Genomic DNA, 25832 nt, shown 5'->3' on the forward strand with positions numbered 1-25832 from the left:
ATTGGTGGCAGGTTTTATTTTTTCACCGGCACCAGCCGCGCAAGTTCATTCGTCACCTGCGCCAATGTTAATTCGCCCGAGTGACTAAATACCCGCCGTCCCATCGCATCAAACATCACCGTGAACGGCAATCCCAATGTGCGATTCCCCAATTGCTGCGACAATTCCGCCGCCGCATTTCCACCAATTAAAATTGGATACGGTAGCGGCTGTTCTAATAAAAACGCATTCACCGCCTGCGGCTGATCAATCGCAATGCCAACCACCTGCAATGCACCCGCGCCGTATTGCTGTTGCACCTGCGCCAGCAGTTGCGTATCCGTCACACACGCCGCGCACCAGCTCGCCCAGTAGTGCAAAATCAACACCTTACCCGCCCAACTGCTGCTGCGCACCTCGCGGCCGTTCACATCCGGCAGGCGGATGTCCGGCAGACTGGTCAGGCGCACCGAGCTGCGGTCGCCACTCGTGCCAAATTGCCCGTCGAACCACTGCTGCCCGTACAGCGCGATGCCGATACTCAACCCGCCCGCGAGGGCAGTGGCGGCTACGACTTTGATAACGCTCATATTTTTAACCAAACTCCTATCTAGCCGCCGTTACATCGTTCACGGTGCCAAGTGACGCACCTGCGCCACCAAATCCGCCGGTGTGATAAATCCAACCACCCGCAACTCGCGCCGCTCCTGTCCATTTGCGTTAAAAAACAACAACATCGGCGGGCCAATGATCTCAAACTGCCGCATCAACGCCTGATCGTCGCGGTCATTTGCCGTCACGTCAACGCGCAACACGTTCAATGACCGCAGCGCCGCCGCCACCGTTGCGTCGGGAAATGTCTGCGCCTCCAACTCGCGGCAGGTCACGCACCAGTCCGCCGTCACGTCTAGCAACGTCGGTTGACCACGCTCGCGGGCGGCGGCAAGTGCTTGATCTAACTGGGTTAACGTCTTGATCGGTTGAAACTGCACGGTTGCCGCGACGGGTGATGCGCTGGTCACGAGACCGCGCAGCGGTTGCCAGGGATCACGTCCGCCCGCCGCGGCGCCGATCAACATTAAAGTGCCGTAAATCAACACCATCACGCCCACGCCGCGCTTGACCTGTTGCCACCCGCTGGCGCTGGCAGCGAGCGGCGTCAACACGTCTAGCACGGCGACGCTCGTCACGATCAACAGCGTCCCCCACAGCCACAGCGTCACGCCGCTCGGCAGGATGCGTTCTAACATCACAATTGCCACGCCGAGTAACACTACGCCAAACAGCGTTTTAACCGTGTTCATCCACCCGCCCGCTCGCGGTAGCCACTGCCCCAGCGCGCTGCCGATCACCAGTAACGGTGCGCCCATGCCCAGTCCCAGTCCAAATAAGGCGGTGAACCCGAGGAGTGCGTCGCCGCTGTGACCAATAAACAACAGTGCGCCCATCAGCGGCGGGGCAATGCAGGGGCCGACGATCAGTGCCGATAAACCGCCCATGATCGCCGCGCCGAGCAGTGATCCGCCGCCGCCGAGTTGATTGCCCCGATTACCCCAGCGCGTCAGGCGGGTTTGCAGACTGCTGGGCAGTTGCAGGTCGTATAAACCAAACATCGACAGCGCCAGTGCCACGAAGATCGCGGCAAATAGCGTCAAGATCAGCGGATGTTGGAACGCGAGTTGTAAATTGGCGCCGAATAGCCCAGCGATCAGCCCGACGATGGCGTAGGTCAACGCCATGGCCACGACGTAACTGCTTGATAATGCCAGAGCGCGGCGGGTGCTGACTGTCTGACCGTGACCGACGATGATGCCGGATAAGATCGGGATCATCGGGAAAATGCACGGCGTCAGCGCCAGCAGTAGCCCAAATCCAACAAAGAGCGCGAAGGCGGCGGGCAGTGACAGCGTGGCGAGTTGCGCGGCGATGGCGTCCTGTGGCGTGGTCACAACAGGTGCTGGCGCGGGTGAATTGGTGCTGACCGGCGCGGCAACGGGTTGCACGTCAACCGCCGGCAAGGTCAACTCAAATGGTTGCGTGACGGGCGGGTAGCAGATGCCGCGCTCGGCGCAACCCTGATAACTCACCAGTAGCGTCAACGCTGTTGCCGCCGGCGCCGATTGCCGTTGCAGCGGTACGTCAAATTCTACTTGCCCGTGATAAATCGCCACGTCGCCAATGCTGCCGTCGGGGCGGGCGGTGTTGGGTTTGACCTCGCCCGGTGGCAGGACAAATGCGCCCAATTGCACGGCGGCGGGTGGGGCGATGGCGAGTGTGACTTTGTCGCGGTAAATGAAGGTGGCGGGGGCGATGTCCAGCCGCACCCGCAGGCGCTCGGATGTCATCACGACCGCGCTGCTGCGGAAGGCGTCTTCGACCGGTAGTAATGAATCGGCGGTGCTGGCGCGATTAAACCCGAGTTGACTAAAATCTATTGCATTGGCAATCGGGGCGGCGCAGGAGACTAATGCAGTGAGAATGAGTGCGAATGATAAATGGGGAATGGAGGGCATGAAAAGATGATTAGGGATGCTATCAAGGTGAATAATGATTTATGAATTGGGTATTAACTCGTGCGTGAAAAATGCCATTGCGCTCGATCCCAAACAAACCACGCATCATGTTCAGTACATAATTGACGTAAAAAATAACGCCCTTTAGGTGTCACACATAAATGCGTGTCATGTACTGCAATCAAACCTTCATTCACATACTTCGTTAAACGATGATATTCATCCGCCATGCACTGCTCGGCCAATGCCCAGGGCAATGCTAAATTACATACGAAATGACCAACGGCATTGCGGCGACAACGATCACGCTCGGTTAATTGATAGCCCCGCGCAATGGGTAAAATTTGGCGATTAATGGCCGCCGCCCACGCTTCTACCGTCGTTTCATTCTGCACACAATAACCATTGATGTCAGCCACCGCCCCCGCGCCAAATCCTAATAAATGATGCGGTTTCATTGCGGTATAACCAATTGGATTGCGCTGCAAGCGGCACTCTTCTTGTGCCAGCGCTAATTCATCCGAATCTAATACAAAGGTGTCCAATCCAATCCAAACGTAGCCCGAATTAGTAAATAACTCGACCGCCCGTTCAAATAACCGCGCCCGTTCAGTATCAGTTGGCAAACGATGACAATCAATCGCGTGTTGATGTGGACTTTGCTCCGTCCCGCGTGAATAACCGAAACACGCCACGCGATCCGGCCCCAATTCAATCACCGCTTCCACTGTCGCTTGAAAACTCGCTTCAGTCTGCTCTGGCAAGCCGTAAATTAAATCAAAACTAATGGATTCAAAGCCGATTTCTCGCGCCATCCAATAGACATCGCGCACCAAATCAATGGATTGAATCCGCCCAATTGCCCGTTGCACCCGCGGTTCTAAATCCTGCACACCAAACGTAATACGCCGCAATCCTAAACTGTGCAATAATTCTAATTGCCCAGCCGAACTGCGGCGCGGATCACATTCAATTGAAGTATCGGTTTCGGGCAGAATACGAAAGCGGCGCTCGATCATTTCAATTAGCCGCGTCAATTGCGCATCACCCAAATAATTTGGCGTACCACCGGCAATGTGCAATTGCAATACATCGCGCCCGCTTGCAATGGCCGGCGCGACCAATTCAATCTCCATTTCCAACCGATCTAAATAGCGATCAATTCGCTGTGTATTATGCGTGACGGTCGTATTACAACCGCAATATAAACAGCGTCCTGGACAAAATGGAATGTGAATGTACAGGGCTAATGTTTCATCCACCCGATCATGCAGTGCCGCCAATGCCGCCCGGTAATCCGCATCATTCGGTACCGCCAACCACGTCGGCGCTTCGCATAATCGGTCATGTTGTTGATCAACACACACCAAACGTTTTAATACATCCGGCGAAATGACCATAGGCGCGGCGGCGGTCATATTAACACCTAATTAGTTGGCATTGGATTAACATCATTAACGTGTTTCGGTGACTGTCGGCTTTTCCACCACCTGCAAATCATTCGGTGCGCCGCAAGCAGAAATAGCCACTGAGCCACCACCACCACGAACACCCGTGAAATCAACATCCGCAGATAAATCCGGCCGATCCTTTTTCAATTGGGTAATTTGTTCCCGCGTGAGAATCTTGCTTTCATCAAAGCCAAGATCAATTTCAGTGGTCATCCCACCACGATATTTCACTCGCTCAAGATCATAAAACTTCTTCGTAATCGTGGTTTTGGCAAAGGCTTTCAAACACCCGAGCATATAACGGCGTTTGAATTTGTCACGAATCCAGGGGTAATGGAAAACCGATTTGCTCATGTAAAAACGGGCATAGTTTTTCAATACGCCTTTTAATACCTGTTCCCGCGTCATCGCCTCGGGTTTCATAATTGGCGTAACGAAATTGTATTTGGAATAATCGCGCACTTCGACCCGATCACCGAGTTCTTCAAATAATTCGGCAAAGGGCCAGGGCGTGTACATATTCCAATTCGCCATATCGGGGCGCCAATCTTTGGCTAACCGATACGTTTCTTCAATCGTTTCGGGCGTTTCATTTTCCAAACCCATAATGAACTGCACTTCAGCGACAATGCCCGCATCCTGCAATAATTTCACCGCCAGTTTATTCTGTTCAACAGTGGTTTGTTTGCGGAATATGTCCAAGTTCATTTGCGCCGCGGCTTCAGTGCCGAGCGACACATGCACCAAACCGGCTTTACGATACAGCGGTAATAATTCACGGTCACGCATGATGTCAGTCACGCGGGTATTAATGCCCCAGTGCATTGGCAATTGGCGTTTAACCAATTCTTTACACAGCGCAATAAACTTGGATTGCACGATGGTCGGTTCTTCATCCGCTAGAATCATAAAGCCGACATTAAAATCGCGCACCAACTTTTCAATTTCATCCACGAATTTAATGGGATCACGATGGCGATATTTGCGCCAGAATTTCCATTGTGAACAGAAGCGGCAGGTGAATGGACAGCCGCGTGCAAAGTTCGGCACCGCAACCCGCGTATTTAATGGAATGTAAATGTATTTATCCCATTCCAGTAATGACCAATCGGGGGTTAAGCTATCCAAATCATCAATCACCGGCTCGGCGGGCGTAGCAATGACTTGATCGCCATCTAAATACGCCAATCCGCGAATGTTTTTGCGCTCTTGTTTATCAGTGCCATTCTCAACTGCCCGCAATAAATTGACAATGATGCGCTCACCTTCACCGCGCACAATGTAATCAATCCAGGGCGCTTCCTGTAATACCTGTGAATACATAAAGGTCGCGTGAATACCGCCTAATACCGTCACGCAGCCCGGCACGGCTTCACGCGCTAATTGCAAGGTCTTTTGCGCTTGATAAATCATTGGGGTAATAGCCGTCGCTAATACCACATCCGGTTGATTTTGCGCGATAATTTCACGCAAGCGATCATCGGGGATTTCATCGCACATCGCGTCAATAAACCGCACATTGGGCATTCCGGCGCCTTTAATTGCGCCACCAATGTAGGCAACCCAGCCAGCCGGCCAATTGCCCGCAATTTCGGCGCCGCCGGAGTGGTAATTAGGTTGAATCATGAGAATACGCATAAGTCAAAATCTCCGGCAGTCAATAAACTGAAATCCTAAATAACACCCGTATTAAACCAAACTGATGGTGCTTGCGTCACTTTCATTTGGTTCAATTCCAAACAAACGTTGCTTCACTAGGGGGGCGTTGGCAATTGCTTTACCGCCTTGGCTGTTTTATCCGGTTCAATGACCGGCGGCGGCTGTTCTAATAACCAATCCCACAGCGCGGCATCTGGTAATGGCAGAATTAAAAACCAATGTTCCAGGATTGCCAGTGCTAATAAGGTCGCTGTTAATAATAATGCAATGGCTGTGAAGCTGTCAGCCGGCAATTCTAATGCTTGTTCTACCAACAACGACATCACCACCGTTGCCACCGTGACCACCACTGGAAAGAATAGGTTAATCGGCCGTTTGGCAAGGTAGGTGGTCAAGAAACGCAAATGGGGCGGCAGCCACTCTTCATTGAGATTCGGCACCCCAAGAAATAAGTTGAGTTTAGCACTCCAGCGCATCCACCACAGAATAATGAATGTCCAGGTGGCAACTTGATTGTGATAGTCGAGCGTCAACACGATCAAACCAATGCCGGCGACCATAATGGCTAATTCGTGGTACAGACTGGTCTGAATGGCTAACCAAAACCGCTCTAATTGACCACACGGCGTCGGGCAGGGCTGTTTGCGCGGGCCGGTGATGACATCCATAAAATACGTCATTTCCAGCCAACCCCAAATTAACACGCCGCAGGTGAAGCCGAGGTAGGCACCGAGCAGCGTTGTTTGGCTGCGTACGCCGATCACGCCGACAATTGATAACACGAGCAAGCCGCTTGCCCACAGGATGCTGGTGCGGTAGGTGCGCCGCGCTAACCGGTCAAGGTACAGGATCAATCCGGTACTGAACCACCAAAGAAATAGGGCGTAGGCCACCGGTAGCGCAAAGCGCAACATTGTTGGTGCAGCCGCCGTGTCAGGGGGAGGTAGACGTGGGTGAGAGCGGTGGCATGGTCAACAACGCCGAGAAGGCTTTGGTGTTATCCGGCCCAAATGCCCGCAAATCAATCCGTTCGCCGACGCTGGGGTCTTCTAAAATCAATTGCCCATCCGCCCGCAATGACAGCAGATAGGGTGATTCAAATGGCACTTGTAACAACTTCCGCTGGCGCTGCATGGCACGCAAGACACCAAAAATAAACGGTGCTGACACTTCGCTGACCTCGGCCACCACGACCTTGTCGGCATAAATGCGTTTTTTTGCTTCGGCGATGTCTTCAAAGCGTAACTCGCGCATCGTCACCTGTGGCGCCAGCTCCAACGTCGCCCGCCCGATGCCCGTCACGCGCACAAACGCCGCCACCGCAATGACAAAACTGATTAAAACGGCCGCACCAATGAGCACGGCACGCGGAAAAGGTCGCCCTTCAAATGGGTCGCTCACAAAAAACTCCGTTGCACTGGCTCAACTTTCAAAAGTACGTTCACGATGACGTTGCCGAAAAAACTGGTGACGCATCGGTTGCAGAGGCGGGCATCTCACCGTCAGTCGTCACAGGTGCGCCGGCCGTGTGATCTGCCGCGCTGGCGGCTTTCAACGTTGCCGCCAAAATATTCGCCGCCTGTTGCGCATCCGGCAACGCTCGCAACATCGGCTGCGCGTGCAGCATATGCCACGGCCGCACATTCGGCCACATGATAAAATAACTCACGCGCTGACTGGGCAGCAACGACAACGGAATATCGCCCGTGCCGTCGGCATACACCCGCAACCCGGCCGTTTCGATACTTTTGAACGGGATATTCACCGCCATTGGCAACGCAATCCCAAAGCGAATCACCACCCGCCGATCCGTGATGCTGTACACAGTTGAGCGCGCATACAGCACCGCCAGCGCCGTCAAAATGCCGATTGCCGCGACGGCGAGTACCACAAACCAGGTGGTCGCCTGCACGATTTGCGCAAACGACTGGTGTTGCGCCAACAAAATTGCCACCGTGACAACCAGTAACAGCCCGAAGTACAGCGCCACGCTGCGGACATGAAACGCCCGCTTGGCTAAAGCGCCCCACTGCGGGGCGCCTTGCCAGCGTAGCAACTCCCCAGCGGGGAGCTGCTCAGGTAAGCCGTGAATTGGCTCGCCGTCGTATTCACTCACAGAAGCGGCTCCGCCCGATCTGGCGTGGCGTACAGCGTACCGCCGCCATAATAGGCGCACACGCGATCTTCTTCTGCCAACGAGATTTGGTCATAACTCGCCAACGTCGGAGCGTCCGCAAAGTGCGCACCGTTGATGGATGCAACCTTGACGGTATTGGTTTTACCACTGACCCGCGCCATCGTGATCGGCAGCAACACGCGCTTGGCATTCTTGGTTTCCAGTTCCAAATAACGCACTTGCGGTTCGGAACGATCCACCCACACTTCTTTCACCGTGCCACCCGCTTCACCATCCGCACCGACGACTGTCATGCCGCGTGGATCAGGGTCCCTATCAACAATGACAAAATGCTTGGCAACGCGCAGCGGCACAATGCGCGGCGTGCCTTGATGCGTCAAATCAGGCGTATTTGACCGCAGCGCGTACGCACCTGGCCCGACGCCCGCCAACATTGGGTTGCCCACTGGTTCCAACGGCGCACCGGGGAAGGGCGCAATTGGACGCGCTTTCAACTCGTATTGCGCCGTTTCCGGCCCTGGCTTGACCACGTCACCGCCCTTGTGTGGCAGCGTAAACGTTTTGGGTGCCGGCATCGGCGGGAAACCTTCCATCATTTTCGTGCCGCCCATGCGCAATGATTCAGCCGGATAGCCTTCGCGCTTGTCTTCACGACGGATGTAATACATTAATGCGAAAAAGAAAAACCAAAATACCCAAAGCGTTAATTGGGCAACGTCGAGATATTCAGTTAAAAAACCAGATGGTGATGGCATTGATTCCTCCGAGGCTTGGATTAACAACAAACAACAACTAAGGCAGCTCAGTCAGACCGAGCTTTGACGACGAACGCACCGTTGGATCACTCATGCGCTGCACCAGTGGCCCGACGGCAATAAGAGTAACAAACAATAAAATGATTTCCAAATGATACACGAATGCGTAGCCGGTGCTGGGATTAACAAGGGCGCTCCCTAATTGACCACTCATTGCCAAGTGTCCAATTCCATCGCGCAAAAAACCGCCCAATGCAATGGCGACGCCCATTGCAGTCGCCTGCACGGCACCCCACGCGCCGAGTGCTAATCCGCTCTGCCCGTCTTTGGCCATGCTCATTGCGGCAGTTAATGTTCCCACTGCGAAAATCCCGCCACCAAAGCCAATTAACGCGGTGCCAATGCGAAATAACAAGGGCGATGCGAGTGGCGCGGCAAAGACAATGGCGGCGAATGCAAAAATGCCTAATACCGCGCCGTAACCGGCCAATCGGTGTGGATCATAACCGCGTGCTAACACATGCCCGGCGACAATGAATGCGGCTAATGAACCGCTGGCTAAAATGGCGGTTAATACAGTGGTCGCGCTGACAGATAAATGTAAAATCTGCCCGCCATACGGTTCTAATAAAATGTCCTGCATGGCAAAACCGGCAGTGCCGAGGCCGACGGCAATTAACAACCGACTTGCCCGCCCGCCGTGCATGAATTCCTGCCATGATTGCCGAAATGACGGCCGCAATTGATCGGCGCGGGTGCGGCTCGGATCACGCGCTTCTTGTTTCCACAACGCAATGACGTTTAATGCCATTGTCGCCACGGCCGCGCCCTGAATCACCTGAATTAACTGTTGATTATTAAAGTCAGTTAACAGCGCGCCAAACAATAATGCACTACCGACCATGCCTAATAACAACGTGATATACAGCAATGCGACAACACGCGGCCGTGCCTCTTCTGGTGCTAAATCAGTTGCTAATGCCAATCCCGCTGTTTGCGTGGTATGAAACCCCGCCCCGACTAATAAAAATGCGACTGCCGCGCCGACTTGCCCAATGAATGCAGGTGCATTGTGATTGCCCGCCAATAATAATAACGCGAATGGCATAATCGCCAAACCGCTGAATTGTAGCAATGAACCAAACCAAATATACGGCACCCGCCGCCAACCTAATGCCGAGCGGTGATGATCGGAGCGAAACCCAATTAACGCCCGCAATGGTGCGAATACTAATGGCAATGACACCATCAATGCCACGAGCCACGTCGCCACGCCCATTTCAACGACCATGACACGATTTAACGTGCCATTTAATAATACCATCGCCATGCCGACGGAGACTTGGAATAATGATAAACGCAATAAACGGCCGAGTGGTAAATCGGCGGTGATGACATCGGCAAATGGCAAAAAGCGCGGTGCAACCTGCATCCAACGCCGTGCCAAATGACTGTAATCCAATCGCATTACCGGGGCACCAATTCCAAGCCGTGTGAAATATAAAACCCGCGTTTAATCCGCCGATTACGCCCCGCCGTCCAATTCACTAATTCGGGCATGGACGCGATCTGCCGCAATAGCGTTTTATCATTCACCGGAATAATTGCGGGCGAGCGATCACTGCGCGGAAACCATTTGCCGACCGCGTGCATCACTGTTAATGCGGGAGTGCGCGGCGCGAATGTAAATAATACGCCCGCCCGTGCCTGTTGCGCGAAACCGCCAATTAACTGGAGCGCGTCGTTTAATTCGTAATGAATCAATGAATCCATTGCCACGATGTAATCAAACTGCCCGCGTTTGGGATCGAGCATATCGCCAACTAACCATTCAATTTGATTCGCGGGAATATCAGCCGGCTGGCGTTCCTGCGCCGATTGCACCAGCGTCGCCGATAAATCCACTGCCACCACTTGCGCACCGCGCCGAGCGGCGGCAATGGTTAATAAACCCGTGCCGCAGCCGGCATCTAATAACCGACAACCGGTTAAATCATTCGGCAACCAATCTAATAACGTTTGCCGCATTTCATCACGGCCAGCGCGCACGGTAGCACGGACGCGGCCAAGTGGCGCATCAGACGTTAAGCGTTTCCATGCTTCGGCGGCAGTGCGATCAAAATACGTTTCTATTTCACTGCGGCGGGTGCGATAGGATGGTTCGGTCATGTGTTATTGATTGCAACCCGAATAGTTTTGGATTAATCAAATCCCAAAAAATCAAATAAATCGCGGTCTTTCATTGGATGGGCGGCTAATGGTTCTGTTCCCGCCCACAACGCCTCCGCCAATTGCAAATACTGTGCTTTGGCATGTTCTAATTCAGGCGTGGAGTCCATTTCAAACACGGTAGATTTCTTTAACCGACTGCGCCGAATGATGTCAAAATCGGGCAAATGCGCCAGCGTTTTTAATCCAACGGCCGCATTAAACCGATCAATCTCATCCGTTTTAGCACTGCGGTTAGCGACCACACCGGCAATGCGCACTTTATAATTCTTGGCTTTGGCGAGAATGGCCGTTGCAATGCGATTCATTGCAAAAATCGAATCAAAATCATTCGCCGTGACAATGAGCGCCCGCTCGGCATGTTGCAACGGCGCGGCAAAGCCACCGCACACCACGTCGCCCAGCACGTCAAAAATCACCACGTCGGTGTCATCCAACAGATGATGTTGTTTGAGCAATTTCACCGTCTGCCCAACGACATAGCCGCCGCACCCCGTCCCCGCGGGCGGGCCGCCGGCCTCAACGCACATCACGCCGTTGTACCCTTCGTACACGAAATCGTCGAGCCGCAATTCTTCGGGGTGAAAATTGACCGTTTCCAACACGTCAATCACCGTCGGCACGAGGCATTTGGTGAGCGTGAAGGTCGAGTCGTGCTTGGGGTCGCAGCCGATTTGCAACACGCGCTTGCCCAAGTGGGAAAACGCCGCCGACAAATTGGACGAGGTGGTGCTTTTGCCGATGCCGCCCTTGCCGTAAATCGCAAACACTTTGGCGTTGCCGATCTGCACGTCGGGATCGAGTTGCACCTGCACACTGCCCTCGCCGTCGGGTGGACGCCCGGCCGCGCCACTGCCAAATAAGCCGCTGGGCAAACGATCAATTCTCATGCCACCGCGACTCCTTCGGTAATGCCTTCCAACCGATCCTCCAATTCCTCATCCGCCCGCCGCAGCGCCTCCAGCGTCGCCGCGTCCGGTTGCCAATAATTGCGCTCGTGCGCTTCAAGCAACCGCCGCGTCACCTTCGCCGACGCCGCCGGATTCAGCGCCGCCAACCGCTCGCGCATTTCTTCATCTAACACAAAGGTTTCGGTCATGCGCTGATACACCCACGGCGCGACCTGCCCGGTCGTGGCTGACCAGCCCATCGTGTTGGTGACATGCACCTCAATCTGCCGCACGCCCTCGTAACCGTGTTTCAACATTCCCTCGTACCACTTGGGGTTGAGCATTCGCGTCCGCGTTTCCAGCGCCACCTGTTCCGACAAGGTGCGCACCGTGCCGTCGCCGCGAGTTTGATCGCCAATGTACACCGGCACCTCGCCGCCGCGGGAGCGACTCACCGCCCGACTAATCCCGCCGAGTGTGTCAAAGTAATGGTCAACGGTGGTGACGCCCAACTCGACCGAGTCCAGATTTTGATACGCCAATTGCACGTCGCCCAAAATCGTTTTGAGCAATTCCGACTGCCGCACTGGCGTCCCGGCGCGCCCGTAAGCAAAACATTTGCGTTGCGTGTAGGTTTCCGCCAACTCGTCCTCTTCATCCCAGCGGCTGTTATCAATCAAATGGTTGACGTTTGAGCCGTACGCGCCGTCGGCATTGCTGAACACCCGCAGCGCCGCCGTTTCCAAATCGCAGCCGTGCGTTTGTTGATACGCCAGCGCATGTTTGCGGACGTAATTTTGTTCAACTGGCTCGTCGGCCGTCGCGGCAAAAAACGACGCCTCCGCCAGTAATTTGGTTTGCAACGGCAGCAGGTCGCGGAAAATACCCGACAGCGTCATCACCACGTCAATGCGCGGGCGGCCGAGTTCCTCCAAACTAATCAACTGCGCCCCGCAGACGCGGCCGTAACTATCCAGCCGCGGCCGCGCACCGAGCAGCGCCAGCGCTTGGGCAATCGGCCCGCCTTCGGTTTTCAAATTGTCCGTTCCCCACAGCACCAGCGCGATGGATTCGGGCAGCGGGTTGCCGTCTTGCAGGTAACGATCCAGCAGCAGTTGCGCGTGACGGATGCCCTCGCGCATCGCAAAGGTGCTGGGAATGCGGAACGGATCAAAGCCGTGCAAATTGCGGCCGGTCGGCAAAATCTCCGGGGTGCGTAACAAATCACCACCCGGTGCCGGGCGGACAAATCGTCCCGCCAATGCGCGCAAAATGGCCGGCGTTTCGTGATCTTCACTCAGCAACTGGTTGTAATGCGCCAAATCCGCGTAGCGCTTGACCGCTTCGGCGTTGACCGCAATCCCCGCCGCCGCCAGCGCCCGCTCCGGCGTCACGCCTTCGACCAGCGCCGTGATGCCAGCGCGCTCATTCGGGTTCTGCCCCGTCGCTTCGGCCACGGCCAACAGCAAATCAATCCGTTCCTGCGCATTCGGCGGCTCACCGACGACGTGCAAACCATAGGGAATCAGCGTGTATTCGACCTCTAAAATGTGATCGTTCAACTGCTGAATGTGCCGCTCGGCATCGTGTTCCGTCCACGCCGGCTCGGCGGGTACCAAATCCAACTCGACCGCCTGCGCCTGAATTAACTCGGCCAACTCGATGCGCTCCGAATCGAGCGTTTCCGGCGTCAAGGTGCGCCAGCGTTCAATCGAGCCTTTCAAATCCACCAGCCCGCGATACAGCCCGGCGTTGGCAATCGGTGGCGTCAGGTAACTAATCAAGGTCGCCGCCGCCCGCCGCTTGGCAATCGTCCCCTCGGACGGATTATTCGAGGCGTACAAATACAGGTTGGGCAAATCACCGATCAGGCGATCCGGCCAGCAGTCGCTGCTCAACCCGGCTTGTTTGCCCGGCATGAATTCGAGTGCGCCGTGTGTACCGAAATGCAGCACCGCGTGCGCGCCAAAATCATCCCGCAGGAAACGGTAGAACGCGGAGAAGGCGTGCGTCGGGGCGAAGCCCTTGTCAAATAACAACCGCATCGGGTCGCCTTCGTAGCCAAACGAGGGCTGAACACCGACGAACACGTTGCCAAATTGCTCACCTAAAATGAACAGCGTCGAGCCGTCGCTTTGATGTTTGCCCGGTGCCGGCCCCCACTGCGCCTCGATGTCCGCCAAGTATTTTTCGCGGGTGACGTGGTCATCGGCGGGAATGCGCGTGAACACGTTGGCATGAGCGCCGTACCGCGCTGCCGTGCCGTGAATCACCCGCTCGCGCAATTCGTCCACATCCGCTGGCAAATCAACATGATAGCCGTCGTGTTTCAGCGCCAGCAACGTGCGATACAGCGACTCGAATACCGCCAAGTACGCGGCGGTGCCGGTGTTGCCCGCATTTGGGGGGAAATTGAATAACACCGCGGCGATGCGGCGTTCTTTGGCGGGCGTCTGCCGCAGCCGAATCAGGCGGTCAACGCGGGCGGCCAACATCTCTGCCCGCTCTTCATGTGACTGCATATCACGCGAGCGATCCGCGCTTGCCTGTGCCGAGCGGCCACCAAACACCATCGGGCCAGTTGAGCCGTCCAGTTCGGGAATGGCCACCATCATGGTCGCTTCTACCGGCATCAAGCCGCGATCTGACGCCTGCCACTGCTCCAGCGTTTGGAACTCGACCGGATGCGCGGCCAAGTACGGCACGTCCAGTTTCGCCAACAATTCCTGCGCGGCCGTCGCGTCGTTGTACGCCGGCCCGCCGACCAGTGAAAATCCGGTCAGCGACACGACGGCATCAACGGTCGTTTTGCCCTTATCAAAAAAGAATTTTTCAATTGCCGGGCGGGCGTCCAATCCACTGGCAAAGGTCGGAATCACGCGCAGTCCACGCGCTTCAAGTGCCGCGATCACGCCGTCATAATGCGCGGTGTTACCCGCCAACACATACGAGCGCATCAGTAACAGCCCGACGGTGCCACGCGGGGCGGCATTTTTCGGCAACTTGGCCGGCAATTTATTCAGCCGATCCGTGATGCGAATTTTGAGGCGCGGATGAAATAACCCGACTTCGGGGTACTCGGCGGGCGCGGTCACTTTCAACAGCCCACGCCACGTCGCTCGTGGCCCCGCGGCGTAACGATCAATCAACTGGCGCACCATGTTGACCACGTTCTCATCCGAACCGGCCAGCCAGTATTGCAACGTCAAAAAATACGACCGCACATCCTGCGCGGTGCCGGGAATAAACCGCAGAATTTTCGGGATGCGGCGCAGCATCGCCATCTGCCCCGCGCCACTGGTGGCGGGTGACTTCTCCTGACCCTCGCCCTGCTGTTTACTGCCACCGCGCAACCGTTTGAGCAATGCCATCGCGCCAGTTTGCGGGGCGCTCATGTCGAATTTACCCAGCCGCGTCAAGCGCATCACTTCCGCCGCCGACATGCAGCCGACCATCGCGTCACAGTGATCGCGCCGCGCCTCCAGTGCCGGCAGCACCGCTTTGACGTGTTCATCAAGGAATAACATCGTCGCCACTACGATGTCGCCTTGCGCGATGTCGGCGTGACACTGCGCCAGTGACTCGGGGTGACTTTCCCAATCGGTGGCGGCGTGTAGTTTGACCTCAACGCCGGGGATTTCCGGTTGCAACACCGACTGGGCGCGTTCAGCCGCACCGGCGAGGTGATTATCAAGAGTTACAATCACGACGCGCACGGGTGTTAGTTTATTCTTGGTAGATTTGGTCGAAGTGGGCTTTGGCATCGTGGCAGCTCAATTAAGCAACAATTTTTATTTACTCGTTAATGACGAGGCACTTGCAGGATAACGCAGTTGGATGCCTAAACGGTTGATTTTACTTAAATTTGACGTTGCAAACCGTCAAATCAACACGCTGCTATTTGAAATGCGCAACCCCGCCGAACACCGCACCGTCAATCCAATTGGCAATGACAACGTTCAACATTGTTCAGGGTGAACGAACTGTAACTGCACAACCATCATTCAGGGTTTGTCAGCAGTTTGCCCGAAGATGAACGTGCTTAACTAGAAGAAGTATATGGGTAGCAATCTAGTCTGCTGGGCGCACTCTGTCAACTGTGCTTAACGTAAAGCCGGGTTGACACTTAGCGGCGGCGCGTGATGAACTGATGCCGTCGTGTGCGACATCTCTGCCACAGTTTTCCCGCGCTGCTGGTGTCGCAAGCGCTGCCATGACGTAATAATAGTTTAATTTTAGTGAGCAGTGGCGGTGTTTTGGATGGCAAAATTAGCGACCGCCGTCGCTTGATTTTTCAAAATAAAGAGTTATAAAACAATAACTTAACTTCAATTTTTCGGTTAAAACGGTCGAGTAGGACGCAGGTTGTGTGCGTGACAATCTGGGCTAGGACAAAAAAATTAAAAATAATCTGTACACAAGGGTTGACATTTAAATCTGTCAGGTTAAACTGACAACCCAATGGAGGGCGATGGTCGAAGGACAGATCAACCGAATAGCCGAACTTAGGTAAACATGGTCATCGTTATCAATCGTTAAGATGACGACTGCGATGATCCCCGCCGCACCACTTGCGGCAACGTCACACACCCCTGTAGGGAGGACCTGTTGATGGCCGAGCAAAAGACTTTATCAGGCTTGACTGAACAGCAAGCGAAAGAATTCCACGAACAATTCAAAATCACCTATACCGCGTTTGTCGGTATTGCTGCCGCCGCTCACCTGTTGGTGATTGCTGCCAAGCCCTGGTTTTAATTTAACAAATTACTCGTCAAGAGGATTATAAAATGAACGAAGTTATGAATTACAAGCCCAGCGAAAAAGACTATCGTTTTTGGTTAGTTGTTAATCCATCCACTTGGATGATGCCAATCCTGTTTGCAGTGTTATTGACCGTGTTGGCCGTTCACGCCGCCGTGTTGAGCGTTGCCCCAACAGCATTGTTGTTTGTTGACGACGCAGCCCCAGTCGCTGCTGCTGCGCCAGCTGCTCCAGCCGCGCAATAATTGTTTTTTGATTAAACGGGTGGACTTGGCTCTTTACCTTCTCACAGGTGTTACTCGTCAAGGTTCAAACGACATTTAAACAAATGTTTAGGTGTGGTTTTAGTAGAAGGCAGATGTTTGATTCCTTAGAATGCTGTACTCTGTTATTGAGTCCAGTGTGCTTTTAATAACCCTCATTTCGGAGGCTCAAAGAATGTCCGGCTTAAACGAACAACAAGCAAAAGAATTCCACGAACAGTTCAAGACCACCTATACCGCATTTGTCGGTATCGCTGCTATGGCTCACCTGTTAGTCATTGCTGCCAAGCCCTGGTTCTAATAAGCGCTTCGCTTTAACCTTTTAATTCGTTCAAATAACGAGGAATTACCTATGAAACCCAGCAATCCAGCCGACGATTGGAAAGTGTGGATGGTTGTTAGTCCTGCTACTTGGCTGATGCCGATTCTGTTCTCCGTGTTAGTCATTGCGCTCGCTGTCCACGCTGTCGTATTTGACATCGCCCCAGCCGGAATGCTGTTTGTCAACTAATTGATAAATGGTTAGTTTCCCTAATTTTTTAGGGAAACTGAGCGACAAAGCCGCCCAATAGGTGATACTATTGGGCGGTTTTTTTTTGCATCAATAACAGATATGATTTGTCGCCTAATGCCGGAATGCAGACCTGAAATTTCCAACGAGCGGAAGAACTTGCGTGTCAAACAAACTGTATTTTGAACACCCGTTGAATGAGCGTATTCGCACCTTTTTGCGCCTTGAACATCTCTGTGAAAAAATTGAGTATTTTCGGCCGCAGCCAAGTCATTGGGCAACCCGCGCCGCAATTGAAAGTTTGCTCGATCTTGTCACAGTAACATCCCGTTCGGATATTAAAAACGAATTGATTCGTGAATTAGATCGTAATCTAGTCACTTTGCAGCGAGTGCGACGGCAACCGAGTATTGATTTAACCGTTTTAGATACGATTGTGACGCAATTAGAAACTGCTTCAAAAAATCTGTCACAAATCAATGGGCAAATTGCCACGCTGGCGCGTGAAGATGAATTCTTAAAAGCAATTGCCCAACGCAATAGCATCCCTGGTGGCGCCTGTAGTTTTGATTTGCCGCACTATCACCATTTGCTAATGAAATCGCAGGTAGTGCGAATGCAATTGTTGGAACGCTGGAGTACCGATTTAACCCCAGTGAATGACGCGATCCGTTTGGTATTGTCACTTGCCCGCACGAGCGCCATGCCGCGTGAAGAAAAGGCAATACAGGGATTTTTTCAGGAAACGCTTGATCCTGCCGCCCCCGCGCAATTAGTGCGTATTGGTTTAGATGCAGATTTGCCGTATTTTCCCGAAATCAGTGGACACAGAAACCGCTTTAGCATCCGGTTTTTAACCGCTGAAGATGCACAGCGGCCAATTCAAACACGCGATGATATTTCTTTTACACTGATCTGCTGCATTTTTTAATACAACGTGTTATTACAACAGCAGGTAGCGAATGGGTGAGTGCGGCAGGATGATTACAATCCTACAATTAAGGCAACGATAAATAATAGAATTGTTATCGTCGCACCTAATCCAAATACAATTAAAAACAACGGGCTTGTCATAAATAGAATTTCACCGACAATCGGCATGATTTCCGCCGCGTCATCGCCAAGAAATTTTATTTCTACCAGTGTTTTACTCATCGAAAACAAATCAGACCACGCGGACTTTTTATTGTGATTGTCTGTGTTTTGTTCAACAAAACGGTCACGCACATGTTGGCTCAATTCAGCCGTTTTATCTTTCATGCCTGATATGATGTCGAGTATTTGCGCTGGCAAATCAATTACGGTTTGTAATGATAAATAAATTTTCCCCAGTAATAGCAGCGGCAATATTTCTAATAACACAAATAACCACAGCCCCGTGCTTAATTGTAATTGCCAGGTCTGCATCAAATCATAACTCAACCAAGCTGCTGCCAAAATACTCAAAATTAATAATTGCCCCACCCGAATTAATAGTCTTTCTGCAACGTGCTGCGCCACTCGCGCTACCTTTAATAACTTATTCAACGTTGCCGTCAATGATGTGTGCTGTTCACTCGCCGTATCATTTGCCATCTTATCTCCTTCAATATGCGCTTGACCGCAATGTGATGATATGAGTTTATCCGATGCACTATCCACTATAATACGCTTATGGGCGACATCGCGCTATTCACCGCTATTCGCAGTGATGAGCGGGGCGGCAACTGTATTAGCCTTTGCACCCTTTGGCTGGTATGCAATTGCGATTGTCGCACTGGTGGTTTGGTATCAAAGTTTATACACAACAACAACCCCCCGCGCCGCGTTTTTAAATGGCTGGTTATTTGGATTAGGATTATTCGGATTTGGTGTTGCGTGGATCCGCATTAGTCTTAATGAATTCGGCAATTTAGCACCACCATTCGCTATCATTCTGACAGTTTTATTGATTGCTGCAATGGCATTGTATTATGCCGTTACCGGCGTTCTATTACACTGGCTCATGCAATGCAATCATAAAAGACAGGATTGGATCGCACCAGTAATGGCACTACCCGCCGTTTGGGTATTATTTGAATGGTTACGCGGTTGGTTATTCACTGGATTCCCCTGGCTAACCATTGGTAATAGCCAAGTTGATTCGCCATTAGTTGGTTTTGCGGCATGCTTTGGCGTGTACGGATTAAGTTTAATGGTGGCGCTATCCGCTGGTCTCATTTGGTCTGCACTCCATCACACCAATCGGATGCGTGTATTTACCATCGGTGCATTAACTGCAATATGGTTAGCTGGCTGGTTATTACAGCGTATTGAATGGACTCAACCGACTGGTCAACCGCTGACTGCAACTGTTGTGCAGGGTAATATTCAACAGGCGTTCAAATGGCAACCAGATATGCTATTGCCAACGATTGCAATCTATTTAGAATTAACGCGCCCGGCACTTGAGCAAAGTGATTTAATTGTTTGGCCAGAGACCGCTATTCCTGAATTCCTGCATACATTACGCGCTGGTTTATTTGATCCACTCACGCAACAGGCATGGGAGCATGATACCAACATTGTGGTGGGTATTCCAATCATGGTTGCCAACGACGAGTATTATAATGCTTTAATGACTCTCGGACAAAATGAAGATCAGTATTATAAACGCCATTTGGTACCATTTGGTGAGTATTTGCCATTTCGTGAGCTTTTACAGCCGCTGATTGATTGGTTCGAGGTGCCTTTATCGGCATTTAGTCGCGGGACGGCCGATAAACCATTATTAAAAGTCGGCGAGTTGCTGGTTGGCGCATCCATTTGTTATGAAGACGTATTTCCTACCGAAGTGCGCCAAGCATTACCAGAGGCGGCATATTTAATTAACGTCAGCAATGATGCGTGGTTTGGTGATTCATTAGCGCCGCCGCAGCATTTAGAATTTGCCCGCTTGCGCGCTATAGAAAATAGCCGCGATTTAATCCGTGCAACCAATACCGGAATTTCTGCCATCATTGATTGGCGTGGGCGGTTGCTGACGTCAATACCAGTTTTTACTCGCGCCACTGCAACCGCATCTATTCAGCCGCGCCAGGGACACACGCCATTTTCGCGCTTTGGCAATGCGCCAGTGTTGGTGTTGATAAATATCATGTTATTATTTGCACTATGGCGGCGTGGTCAGCATTTTTTATCAAAGCGTTCATAAGCAGCGTCAATCAAATCGCCCTGATATTCGGCCGATTTTAATTGCCATTGCTGTATTGACACGCTAATGTAGGCAGAGTTGGTTTATTTAAGCGCCGGCATTGCTCATTGCCGAGCAATCTGTGTGCATTTTCAATCATACCGGTGATTGATTCGTGCCTAATCACCGGCTTAATTGACCGCGTATATCGTATTTAGGGCGCAACAGACTTGGCATAACCATAGATGATGATGCACAATGCACGACGGTAGCGTGATGTGGTGCCCCGCACCGCTGCCTTAACACAACGATTCCGCAAACCATGCCATTGTTTTTTCTAGGAAAGGAGCTGTCATGTCCGATAAGCAAATGAACAAAAGCCGTCGTGATGCCGTTAAGTTGATGATCGGTGGTTTGGCAACCGTGCCATTATTGAATCTGGTAGGGATGGCGGCTGCTCATGCCGAAGATTTGCCGCATGTTGACCCAGCGACTGATGCAACCGCGCAAGCACTCAAGTATGTGAATGATGCGGCGCAGGCGGATCGTGCTACCAACGCCCGTCCTGGCTTGCCACCGGATCAGCAACGCTGTGCCGTGTGCCAATTCGTGTTAGCCGAGACTGGGGCGTGGCGTCCATGCAGCCTGTTCCCGGGTAAATTGGTGAATGAAAACGGCTGGTGTACGTCCTGGACTATGAAGGCTGGTTAATTTTAATTAACTGCGATCTTTCTGCGATAACCGCAGGCGGGGCGTTGGTGAATAAAACTAGCGCCCTGTTGTTTGTTACAATACAGTGTGGTTTCTATCTAACCCCTTGATTTTTTGAACTTTTCACCGATTGCTTTTGCAACCTTGTGTTTTCAAGACAGTCACCAATCCTGTCAATTGGGTTGCCGATCAAATCAACTGGCGCTCCACTGCCTAATTGCTGATTTAAGCACGGTCATTTTAATCAGCTGGTTCATCGTTTTAGCGTTAGCACCCCGCTAACCTCACTTCACCTGATCTCAAACACCATGTCTGCCGTACTCACCTCCCTTCGTTACCGCCAAGTTGTACTCCGGGCGTTGCTCTGGAGCGTGGTGGGCATCACCTACGCCCCGCTGTTTGTCGGCTTGGATCGCCTATTTGCCGTCATCGGGTTCGGAGCATGGGCGACGGTGCCGGCGGCGGCGCTCACCACCGCGGCCGTCACGGTGTTGACCAGCGCCCAACAGGTCGCAGTGGCCGCCAGTCTCGTGGGCGTAACGGTCGCCTCATTTGGCTTACTTATCATGGGATCAACCTTGCCACTCGGCTCACTGGCGACCGCCGCCGCGGTTGCCGGCATCATCGCCGGACTGGTGGTGCGCTTCCCGCAGTGCTGCACTTGGCACGTCGCCGGTAAAGCCTTCGCCGCCGCCGTCACGGGTATCTTGTGCGGTACCGTGCTAGTGTTTGCCAAACCGCTGGTGGAGGGATTGCAATCCCCAGCCGGGGCGGTGGCATTTCTGATTTCAATCAACGGCATGTTTTACGTTGCGGTGGTGCGGCAGTGGATTGAACAACTGGGTTGCGCCTCGCAAGGCTCTTGTCAATTGCGGCAAGCGTTGGTGATCGGGTTGATTGCGATGCTCACGGCGGCGAGCGTGTGGGTCGTGGGCGCATCTGTCACCGGGCGTACGGGCGATGCCATCACCGATGCGCTGTTGACATTGCCGCATGTGTTGCCACTCGCGTTAGCCAGCGGGGCGATCACCGGGGTTATCACCGGTGCGCTGCTTGAAATATTTGAATTCCGCTGGGTTCACGATGCGTGACGCGGGACTTTTCACTTGAACGCGCCATTCGCGGCACGTTGATCGCAGGAGTTGGGCAGTTAGTTGTTGATTAATTGTTCCTGCGCGCCCGCGTGGGAATGCCATCTTCCTTGAAAAATCAACCAGTTAATCGTTGAATTGCAAACTCTAGCACCTCTAAATTGCGCCCCGCTTGAATTGATGGTGGGCGTTCCGCCGCGCATCCCACGCTAATCATTTTTCAACCATTGGTCATGCCGCGTGAGTCGTATTAAAAGTAAAAGTAGTCAACAGTGGTTAGCGCGCCAGCAGCGGGATCCGTATGTGCAGCAGGCACAGCGCGATGGCTACCGCTCCCGCGCCGCGTATAAGTTGTTGGAAATTAACCAAAAAGAGCGATTGCTGCGCCCGGGGATGCGGGTGCTTGATCTGGGCGCTGCACCGGGTGGCTGGTCACAGGTTGCCGCGCAGGCGATTGGGCGGTCAGGGACGGTGATTGCGGTTGACCTGTTGCCCATCACACCACTGCCGGGCGTCACTGTATTACAGGGCGATTTTACCGACGCGGCGCTGTTGGCGCAGTTGCACACCCAACTGGCCGGGCAAGCGGTGGATGTGGTGTTGTCAGATTTAGCCCCCACCTTCTCTGGCGTGGTGGCGGTGGATCAGCCGCGCAGCATTTATTTGGGTGAACTGGCAGCGGAGTTGGCGGTGACGGTACTCAAACCCAATGGCGGGTTGGTGTTAAAAGCCTTTCATGGCACGGGGTTGGATGACTTGCTGCGGACACTGCGCCAACAGTTTGTCCGCGTGACTACCCGCAAGCCGCCCGCCTCCCGCGCTCAGAGTAAAGAAATTTACCTCGTGGCGCGCCAATTACGCCCGCTGCCGGCGTGATGACAGCGACAGGTTGACAGTCTCTAATTTAATCTCCAGCATTGTTCAATCGGAAAATATTTAAACAGAGCGTAGGTTGTGAGCGATATGGCAAAAAACTTGATTTTATGGGTCGTCATCGCCTTAGTGTTGATGTCGGTATTTAATAATTTTACGGTGACGCAGAGTACGCCGCGCATGTTGGCGTATTCGGATTTCATTGCGCAGGTGCGTGATGGTCAAGTGCGCGAAGTGAGTATTCGGGGCGATATTATTGAAGGAATGAGCGCCGGTGGCCAGCGCTTTACCACCTATAGCCCGGGTGATGCGGGATTGGTCGGTGATTTGCTAAATAATCAAGTGGAAATTAAAGCCGCGCCGCCGGAGAAACAATCGTTTCTGATGCAGATTTTAATTAACTGGTTCCCGCTGTTTATTCTGATTGCGCTGTGGATTTTTTTCATGCGGCAAATGCAGGGCGGGGCGGGTGGCCGCGGGGCGTTGTCATTCGCTAAAAGTCGCGCACGGATGCTGGGTGAGGATCAGGTCAAGGTGACGTTTGCCGATGTCGCCGGCTGCGAGGAAGCTAAAGAGGAAGTGGTCGAGATCGTGGATTTCTTGCGCGATCCGAGCAAGTTTCAGAAACTTGGCGGCAAGATTCCCAAAGGCGTGTTGATGGTCGGGCCGCCGGGGACGGGTAAAACATTGCTGGCGCGGGCGATTGCGGGCGAGGCGAAAGTGCCGTTTTTCACCATTTCCGGTTCAGATTTCGTCGAAATGTTTGTCGGCGTCGGCGCATCACGGGTGCGCGATATGTTTGAACAGGCGAAAAAACATGCGCCGTGCATCATTTTTATTGATGAAATTGACGCGGTCGGGCGGCATCGTGGCGCGGGTTTGGGCGGTGGTCACGACGAGCGCGAGCAGACGTTGAACCAGTTGCTGGTGGAAATGGATGGGTTTGAAGGCACGGAAGGCGTGATCGTGATTGCCGCGACCAACCGCCCGGATGTGCTGGATCCCGCCCTGCTGCGCCCGGGGCGTTTTGATCGCCAAGTGGTGGTGCCGCTGCCGGACGTGCGCGGGCGTGAGCAGATTTTGCGCGTTCACATGCGCAAGGTGCCGACGGCGGAGGATGTCAAAGCCTCGATCATTGCACGCGGAACGCCGGGCTTTTCGGGTGCTGACTTGGCCAATTTGGTGAATGAAGCCGCGTTATTTGCCGCTCGGGCGAATAAACGTTTGGTGGATATGCAGGATTTAGAAAAAGCCAAAGATAAAATTATGATGGGCACTGAGCGCCGTTCAATGGTGATGTCGGATAATGAAAAGAAATTAACTGCCTATCACGAATCCGGCCACGCAATTGTCGGGCGATTAGTGCCGCAACATGATCCGGTGCATAAGGTGAGTATTATTCCGCGTGGGCGGGCGCTCGGTGTGACGCTGTTTTTACCCGAAGATGATCGCTTTAGTTTTAGCAAACTGCGATTAGAAAGTCAGATTTCGAGTTTATTCGGCGGGCGTATTGCCGAGGAATTGATTTTCGGCGCCGATATGGTGACCACCGGCGCGTCTAATGACATTCAACGGGCGACGGAATTGGCGCGCAATATGGTCACAAAATGGGGGTTGTCTGATAAATTGGGGCCGCTCGCCTATGGTGAAGATGAGCAAGAAGTGTTTCTCGGTCATTCAGTGACGCAGCATAAAGCGGTGTCCGATGAGACGGCGCATTTAATTGATAAAGAAGTGCGCAGTTTTATTGATCGCAATTATGAACGTGCCAAACAGTTGTTGATTGATAACATGGATTGTTTGCACGCAATGGCTGCGACCTTGATTAAATACGAAACCATTGATGCCGAACAGATTGATGACATCATGTCGCGGCGTGAACCGCGTCCACCCAAAGATTGGGATAATGACACGCACCATCCGGGCAGTAAATTGGATATTTTAGCCAGTGATAAACTCGGGGGCGTCAAGCCATTGAGTGATGCGGCGGGTGGTTAAATTTCAATTGTCATGTCGCTATTAAACTGCGCTGGTCGTGTATTAGATTTGACCACCCCGCAAGTGATGGGGATATTAAATGTGACGCCCGATTCATTCTCTGATGGCGGGCGTTTTCTTTTGCCTGATACGGCGCTGCGTCATGCTGAACAAATGGTGGCGGCGGGCGCGGCTATGATTGATGTCGGCGGTGAATCTACTCGGCCTAATGCAACACCCATTAGCGTTGATGAAGAAATCCGCCGCGTCGTGCCGGTGATTGAACGCATTGCCGCGCAATTGCCGGTGCCGATTTCAATTGATACCTCTAAACCGGCAGTGATGCGGGCGGCAATTGCGGCGGGCGCCGGTTTTATTAATGATGTGCGCGCATTGCAATTGCCCGGTGCATTAACCACGGCCGTCGCATTAAAGGTGCCGGTGTGTTTAATGCACATGTCGGGCGAGCCGCAGGTCATGCAGCAGGCGCCGTCTTATTCTGACGTGGTCGCGGAAGTAATAGATTTTTTACGCGCTCGTATTGCCGCTGCGGTACAAGCGGGATTAAATTTAACGCAGATCGTAATTGACCCTGGGTTTGGTTTTGGTAAAACCCTGGCGCATAATGTTCAATTATTCGTCCATTTACCCGAATTGGCCGCAATCGGGGTGCCATTATTAGTTGGATTATCACGCAAATCCATGTTGGGCGGGATTACCGGCAGCGCGGTGGATGATCGGTTAATAGAAAGTATTAGCGCGGCGGTATTAGCGGTGGAACGCGGCGCCCGTTTAATTCGCGTGCATGATGTCGCCGCAACCGTGCGGGCATTAAAGGTCGTGGCGGCTATTCACGCGGCGGATTAAACCGTGACATCGAA

The 25832-nt window shown here is 53.0% G+C and carries 24 protein-coding genes; 11 read left to right on the forward strand and 13 right to left on the reverse strand.

Going from position 1 to position 25832, the window contains the following annotated elements:
* Positions 1-14 precede the first annotated feature (14 nt).
* The 12 genes from HUK38_RS01125 to HUK38_RS01180 all read right to left on the reverse strand — a co-directional run bounded on the left by HUK38_RS01125 (position 15) and on the right by HUK38_RS01180 (position 15377).
* A complete protein-coding gene (locus HUK38_RS01125) occupies positions 15-569 on the reverse strand; it encodes a TlpA family protein disulfide reductase (protein WP_182581937.1) in 555 nt (184 codons plus the stop codon).
* 39 nt (positions 570-608) lie between these two features.
* Positions 609-2492 (reverse strand): protein-disulfide reductase DsbD, encoded by a 1884-nt coding sequence (gene dsbD / locus HUK38_RS01130; RefSeq protein ID WP_182581938.1) that lies wholly within the window; start codon positions 2490-2492, stop codon positions 609-611.
* Positions 2493-2545: 53 nt separating this feature from the next.
* Positions 2546-3910 (reverse strand): oxygen-independent coproporphyrinogen III oxidase, encoded by a 1365-nt coding sequence (gene hemN / locus HUK38_RS01135; RefSeq protein ID WP_182581939.1) that lies wholly within the window; start codon positions 3908-3910, stop codon positions 2546-2548.
* 36 nt (positions 3911-3946) lie between these two features.
* Positions 3947-5581 (reverse strand): magnesium-protoporphyrin IX monomethyl ester anaerobic oxidative cyclase, encoded by a 1635-nt coding sequence (bchE, locus tag HUK38_RS01140; RefSeq protein ID WP_182581940.1) that lies wholly within the window; start codon positions 5579-5581, stop codon positions 3947-3949.
* Positions 5582-5697: 116 nt separating this feature from the next.
* Entirely contained in the window at positions 5698-6516 is an 819-nt protein-coding gene (puhE, locus tag HUK38_RS01145; RefSeq protein WP_182581941.1) for a putative photosynthetic complex assembly protein PuhE, read from the reverse strand.
* A 19-nt stretch (positions 6517-6535) separates the two neighbouring features.
* Entirely contained in the window at positions 6536-7003 is a 468-nt protein-coding gene (puhC, locus tag HUK38_RS01150; RefSeq protein ID WP_182581942.1) for a photosynthetic complex assembly protein PuhC, read from the reverse strand.
* Positions 7004-7043: 40 nt separating this feature from the next.
* A complete protein-coding gene (puhB, locus tag HUK38_RS01155) occupies positions 7044-7718 on the reverse strand; it encodes a photosynthetic complex putative assembly protein PuhB (RefSeq protein WP_182581943.1) in 675 nt (224 codons plus the stop codon).
* A complete protein-coding gene (gene puhA / locus HUK38_RS01160; RefSeq protein WP_182581944.1) occupies positions 7715-8494 on the reverse strand; it encodes a photosynthetic reaction center subunit H in 780 nt (259 codons plus the stop codon). The genes puhB and puhA overlap by 4 nt, the downstream gene beginning before the upstream one ends.
* 37 nt (positions 8495-8531) lie before the next feature.
* Entirely contained in the window at positions 8532-9962 is a 1431-nt protein-coding gene (locus tag HUK38_RS01165; protein ID WP_182581945.1) for a BCD family MFS transporter, read from the reverse strand.
* Entirely contained in the window at positions 9962-10663 is a 702-nt protein-coding gene (bchM, locus tag HUK38_RS01170; protein WP_182581946.1) for a magnesium protoporphyrin IX methyltransferase, read from the reverse strand. The genes HUK38_RS01165 and bchM overlap by 1 nt, the downstream gene beginning before the upstream one ends.
* Before the next feature lie 32 nt (positions 10664-10695).
* Positions 10696-11613, reverse strand: coding sequence for a ferredoxin:protochlorophyllide reductase (ATP-dependent) iron-sulfur ATP-binding protein (gene bchL / locus HUK38_RS01175; RefSeq protein WP_182581947.1), 918 nt, complete (start codon positions 11611-11613; stop codon positions 10696-10698).
* Entirely contained in the window at positions 11610-15377 is a 3768-nt protein-coding gene (locus HUK38_RS01180; protein WP_182581948.1) for a magnesium chelatase subunit H, read from the reverse strand. The genes bchL and HUK38_RS01180 overlap by 4 nt, the downstream gene beginning before the upstream one ends.
* A gap of 847 nt (positions 15378-16224) precedes the next feature.
* On the opposite strand from HUK38_RS01180, the gene pufB (HUK38_RS01185) reads away from it, so the two are divergent.
* The 5 genes from pufB (HUK38_RS01185) (at position 16225) to zapD (ending at position 18079) form a co-directional block, all read left to right on the forward strand.
* Positions 16225-16368 (forward strand): light-harvesting antenna LH1, beta subunit, encoded by a 144-nt coding sequence (gene pufB, locus HUK38_RS01185; protein WP_182581949.1) that lies wholly within the window; start codon positions 16225-16227, stop codon positions 16366-16368.
* Positions 16369-16400: 32 nt separating this feature from the next.
* Complete coding sequence (gene pufA / locus HUK38_RS01190) at positions 16401-16619, forward strand: light-harvesting antenna LH1, alpha subunit (protein ID WP_182581950.1); 219 nt, start codon at positions 16401-16403, stop codon at positions 16617-16619.
* Positions 16620-16812: 193 nt separating this feature from the next.
* Positions 16813-16938: a light-harvesting antenna LH1, beta subunit gene (gene pufB / locus HUK38_RS01195; protein ID WP_182581951.1), complete on the forward strand. Its 126-nt coding sequence runs from the start codon at positions 16813-16815 to the stop codon at positions 16936-16938.
* Between the two features lie 51 nt (positions 16939-16989).
* Entirely contained in the window at positions 16990-17148 is a 159-nt protein-coding gene (gene pufA / locus HUK38_RS01200; protein ID WP_182581952.1) for a light-harvesting antenna LH1, alpha subunit, read from the forward strand.
* Between the two features lie 163 nt (positions 17149-17311).
* On the forward strand, positions 17312-18079 hold the full coding sequence (zapD, locus tag HUK38_RS01205; RefSeq protein WP_182581953.1) for a cell division protein ZapD: 768 nt from the start codon (positions 17312-17314) through the stop codon (positions 18077-18079).
* Positions 18080-18132: 53 nt separating this feature from the next.
* Here the strand turns inward: zapD and HUK38_RS01210 are convergent, their stop codons facing one another.
* A complete protein-coding gene (locus HUK38_RS01210) occupies positions 18133-18723 on the reverse strand; it encodes a hypothetical protein (protein ID WP_182581954.1) in 591 nt (196 codons plus the stop codon).
* Positions 18724-18763: 40 nt separating this feature from the next.
* Here HUK38_RS01210 and lnt point away from each other — a divergent pair, with 40 nt between their 5' ends.
* From lnt to folP, 6 genes are all read left to right on the forward strand, one after another.
* Positions 18764-20320, forward strand: a complete 1557-nt coding sequence (lnt, locus tag HUK38_RS01215; protein WP_182581955.1) for an apolipoprotein N-acyltransferase — start codon at positions 18764-18766, stop codon at positions 20318-20320.
* 333 nt (positions 20321-20653) lie between these two features.
* Entirely contained in the window at positions 20654-21010 is a 357-nt protein-coding gene (locus tag HUK38_RS01220; protein WP_182581956.1) for a high-potential iron-sulfur protein, read from the forward strand.
* A 308-nt stretch (positions 21011-21318) separates the two neighbouring features.
* Entirely contained in the window at positions 21319-22101 is a 783-nt protein-coding gene (locus HUK38_RS01225) for a hypothetical protein (protein ID WP_182581957.1), read from the forward strand.
* A 240-nt stretch (positions 22102-22341) separates the two neighbouring features.
* The gene (locus HUK38_RS01230) at positions 22342-22977 is read left to right on the forward strand and encodes an RlmE family RNA methyltransferase (protein ID WP_338065337.1); all 636 of its coding nucleotides are present in this window, start codon (positions 22342-22344) and stop codon (positions 22975-22977) included.
* Between the two features lie 87 nt (positions 22978-23064).
* Positions 23065-24972, forward strand: a complete 1908-nt coding sequence (gene ftsH, locus HUK38_RS01235) for an ATP-dependent zinc metalloprotease FtsH (protein ID WP_182581958.1) — start codon at positions 23065-23067, stop codon at positions 24970-24972.
* A gap of 12 nt (positions 24973-24984) precedes the next feature.
* Entirely contained in the window at positions 24985-25818 is an 834-nt protein-coding gene (gene folP, locus HUK38_RS01240; RefSeq protein ID WP_182581959.1) for a dihydropteroate synthase, read from the forward strand.
* The last annotated feature ends 14 nt before the right edge of the window (positions 25819-25832 follow it).

Source organism: Thiospirillum jenense, assembly GCF_014145225.1.
GTDB lineage: Bacteria > Pseudomonadota > Gammaproteobacteria > Chromatiales > Chromatiaceae > Thiospirillum > Thiospirillum jenense.